The sequence below is a fragment of the Streptomyces sp. XY431 genome (assembly GCF_001279805.1).
GTDB lineage: Bacteria > Actinomycetota > Actinomycetes > Streptomycetales > Streptomycetaceae > Kitasatospora > Kitasatospora purpeofusca.
The window spans coordinates 1-3,658 of the sequence record NZ_LGDO01000205.1; the positions used below are offsets into that span (position 1 = coordinate 1).

At 75.9% G+C, this 3,658-nt stretch carries 3 protein-coding genes; 1 reads left to right on the forward strand and 2 read right to left on the reverse strand.

The genetic code is table 11. The features are described from left to right. Positions 1 to 210: 210 nt before the first annotated feature. Entirely contained in the window at positions 211 to 1,338 is a 1,128-nt protein-coding gene (locus ADK60_RS20290) for a tyrosine-protein phosphatase (protein WP_053647869.1), read from the reverse strand. 271 nt (positions 1,339 to 1,609) lie between these two features. On the opposite strand from ADK60_RS20290, the gene ADK60_RS20295 reads away from it, so the two are divergent. Beyond that, complete coding sequence (locus ADK60_RS20295) at positions 1,610 to 2,770, forward strand: FAD-dependent oxidoreductase (RefSeq protein WP_053647871.1); 1,161 nt, start codon at positions 1,610 to 1,612, stop codon at positions 2,768 to 2,770. A 61-nt stretch (positions 2,771 to 2,831) separates the two neighbouring features. Here the strand turns inward: ADK60_RS20295 and ADK60_RS20300 are convergent, their stop codons facing one another. Next, complete coding sequence (locus tag ADK60_RS20300; RefSeq protein ID WP_079008551.1) at positions 2,832 to 3,491, reverse strand: helix-turn-helix domain-containing protein; 660 nt, start codon at positions 3,489 to 3,491, stop codon at positions 2,832 to 2,834. Positions 3,492 to 3,658 lie beyond the last annotated feature (167 nt).

The window sequence follows — 3,658 nt, forward strand, 5'->3', positions numbered from 1 at the left end:
GGCGCAGGGTGGCGGCGATGGCGGGGGCCGAGGCGGCGGCAGCGCCGGCGGGGTCGGGGGCAGCGCCGGGGTCGGGGGCGGCGTCGGATTCCTGGTCCATACGGACGATCGAACCAGGGCGTCCCGGTTCCGGCAACGCGGTGTCCCGCCCGGGGCGGGCGGCCCGGTGCTCCCGGGTGCCCACCCCGGCGGGACGCCGGGCGCGCGCGGTCAGCCGACGAGCAGCTGGCTGCGCAGGTCGCGCAGGTCCCGCTTGTCCAGGCCGAGACCGGACTTCAGGTAGGCGTCGAAGGAGCCGAACTTCCGCTGCACCTCGTCGAACCCGGCGGCCAGGTACTCGGACCGGACGTCCAGCAGCGGCTTGTAGATCGCCTGGTAGGCCGGCGGCAGCTGGGCGAGGGTGGCCGCGATCTCGGCGGCGCGGTAGGTGTTGCTGGCGAGGTAGTCGGCCTCGACGGTCTCGCGCGGCACGCCGAGCGCGGTGAGCAGGGCCGCGGAGGCCCAGCCGGTGCGGTCCTTGCCGGCGGTGCAGTGGAAGAGGACGTTCTCGTCGTTCCGCTCGACCAGGGCGTTGAGCACCGAGTGGTAGGCGGTGCGGGCGCTGTCGGCGGAGACCATGGTGCGCTCGGCGTCGACCATGGCCTGGACGGCGGCCTGCGGGCTGGTGACGTTGAACGCGCCGGTGTCGGCGACGCCCAGCACATTGGCGTTCACGACGGTGGCACCGGCCGGGACGCGGTCGGGGGCGGTCATCTGCTCCCCGGGGGTGCGCAGGTCGAAGACGGTGCGGATGCCGAGGCGGCGGAGCTTGGCGAGGTCCTGGTCGGTCAGCCTGGAGAGGTCGCCGGAGCGGTAGACGACGCCCGTCCGCACCCACTGGCCGTCGGCGGTGCGGTAGCCGCCGGCGTCACGGAAGTTCGGCGCGGAGGCGAGGTGCAGCGAGCGGTCGGCGACGACCAGCGGCGCGCCCCGGTCCGGGACCAGCTCGAAGAACCAGCGGTCGGCGGCGGCCAGGCCGGTCACCGTGACGGTGGCGGAGCCGGCGCCCTTGGCGACGGCCTTGCGGTGGCGGATGTCGTCCGGGTCGGTGCCGGCGTAGACGGTGACGTTGCGGGCGCCGGGAGCGGTCCAGGCGAGGGTGAAGCTGCCGTCGGCCTGCTGGGTGGCGGTGGCCGAGGTGAAGGGGATCGCGTGCCGGGCGACGGCCGGGGCGGCGGCCGAGCTGTCGGCGGAGGCGGAACCGGCGGCCGGGGCGGCGACGGCCAGCGCGGGGGTGCCGAGGACGAGGGCGCCGGTGAGCGCCACGGCCGCGGTCAGCCGGGTGCGGGAGATGGTCATGGCCCGGCACGGTAGGCAGCGCGGAGTGTCGCCCCGTGGCCGCCGGATGGCGCGACGGCAACAACCTGTTGAACGTCCTGGTGAACACCCGTGCGAGCCCGATCGTCCCACCGGTCGAAGCCCTGTGATCAAGGTCACCGTACGATCGGCGGCACCGATCGTCGGCGGACCGTCACATCCGGGGGCGCCACGTCGTCTCCCTCGCGACAACACCGGCCAGGGGCCCGACAGCCCGGACGGTCGGACGCGAACGAGCACGGAGGACGGGGACATGGCACGACGGATCACCATCATCGGCGGGGGCTTCGGCGGTCTGACGGCGGCCATCTCGGCGGCGGAGGCCGGCGTCGAGGTGACCTTGCACGAGGCGCACCGGACGCTGGGCGGCCGCGCCCGCACCGCCCCGGCGCCGTACCGGACCAACGAGGGCCCGCACGCCTTCTACCGGCGCGGCCCGCACTGGGCGTGGCTGCGGCAGCGCGGGCTGGTCGGACCGCTCGCGCGGGTCCCGCTGACCGCGATGCCGCGCATGCGCTACCTGCTCGACGGCCGGTTGCGCGCGCTGCCCCCGCTCGCGGTGTCCCGGCTCGCGGCCCGCCGGGACGCGCCCGTCGGCCGGACCTTCCTGGGCTGGGCGACCGAGGTGGCGGACGAGCGGACCGCGCGGGCGGCCGCCAACTTCGCCGCCGTCGCGACCTTCCACCACGCGCCCGGCCTGCTGTCGGCGGCGTTCACCCAGGAGCGGCTGCACCGGGCCGCGAGCCTGCCCCCGGAGGCCGTCTACCCGGTGGGCGGCTGGCAGTCGGTGATCGACCGGATGGCGGCCCGGGCGCAGGAGCTGGGCGTGCGGATCGAGACGGGTTCGCGGCTGGAGGCACTGCCGACGACCGGCGACCCGGTGATCGTCGCGACCTCCCTGGAGGCGGCGCGCCGCCTGCTCGGCGACCCGGGCCTGGAGGGCGAGAGCGGCCGGACGCTGCTGCTGGACGTGGCGCTGCGGTCGCGGCGCGGCGACGCCTTCTTCGTCTCGGACCTCGACGGCACCGGCTGGGTGGAGCGGTTCACCACCCAGGACGCCGGGCTGGCACCGACCGGCGAACAGCTGGTCCAGGCTCAGCTGCCGCTCGCCCCGGACGAGTCGAGGGAGTCCGGCCTGGCCCGGGCCGAGCACCTGCTGGACCTGGGGTTCCGGGGCTGGTCCGACCGTGTGCAGTGGCGCCGCACCGCCGTGGCCACCGGCCGCACCGGCGCCGTGGACCGCCCCGGAACCACCTGGCGCGACCGTCCCGCCGTCGACCGGGGCAACGGCGTCCACCTGGTCGGCGACCAGGTCGCCGCACCGGGCGTGCTGAGCGAGGTCTCCTTCACCAGCGCCCTCGAAGCCGTCTCCCTCGCCCTCGGCCACCGCCCCACCCAGCAGTTCGCGCACTGAGGCGCCGCACCGCATGGGAAGTCGGGTCGGCCGACTTCCCACGCGAAGCCCGTCCCGCCCGCTACCCCGAGGCCGCGCCGGTGCGGAGCACGGCCTGATCGCCGTGGGGGCCGAAGAGGTGGAGGATCTCGACCGCCTCGGTCCCCGCGGGGCCGAACCAGTGGGGTTCGGCGGTGTCGAACTCGGCGGCCTCGCCCGGGTGGAGGGTGAGGTCGCGGTCGCCGACGAGGAGGCGGAGTTCGCCCGCGAGGACGTAGAGCCACTCGTAGCCGACGTGGCTGACGAGCCTGGGCTCGCGCGGGGCCAGGACCTGTTTGAAGACCTGCACCCGGCCCGGGTACTGGGTGAGCGGGACGAGGACGCTGCCCGGGTCCCGGTGGCGGGGCCGGAGATGGAGGCGGGGGTCGCCGGTGGCGGGGGCGGCGATCAGGTGGTCCAGGGCGACCCGGTGGGCACGGGCGAGCGGAATGAGCAGGTCGAGGGTGGGGCGGCGGTGGCCGGACTCCAGCCGGGAGAGGGTGCTCACCGAGATCCCGGTGATCGCGGCCAGCGCGTCCAGGGTGAGGCCCCGGCCGAGCCGCAGCGCGCGCAGCCGGGGCCCGATGGCGTCGACGATCCCCTGGACGTCGTCGGTCGCGACGGGCGTGGTGTCCGCCTCGACCGGGCGGTCGGGCCCGGCGGGGCCGGTGGATCCGGGGGAATCGGCGGAATCGGCGTCCATGGGGGCGATTCTGCCCCGTCCGCCGTTTTGCGGTTTCCGCAAGGACCCTGGGCGACCGCCCGCCGCCGGTCCGACCATGGCGACCACCAGCACGACCCGTGCCCGTGCTCCGTCCGGAAGGCGCCCCGCCCATGACCACCTCCCCCGCGACCAGCTCCCCCAAGACC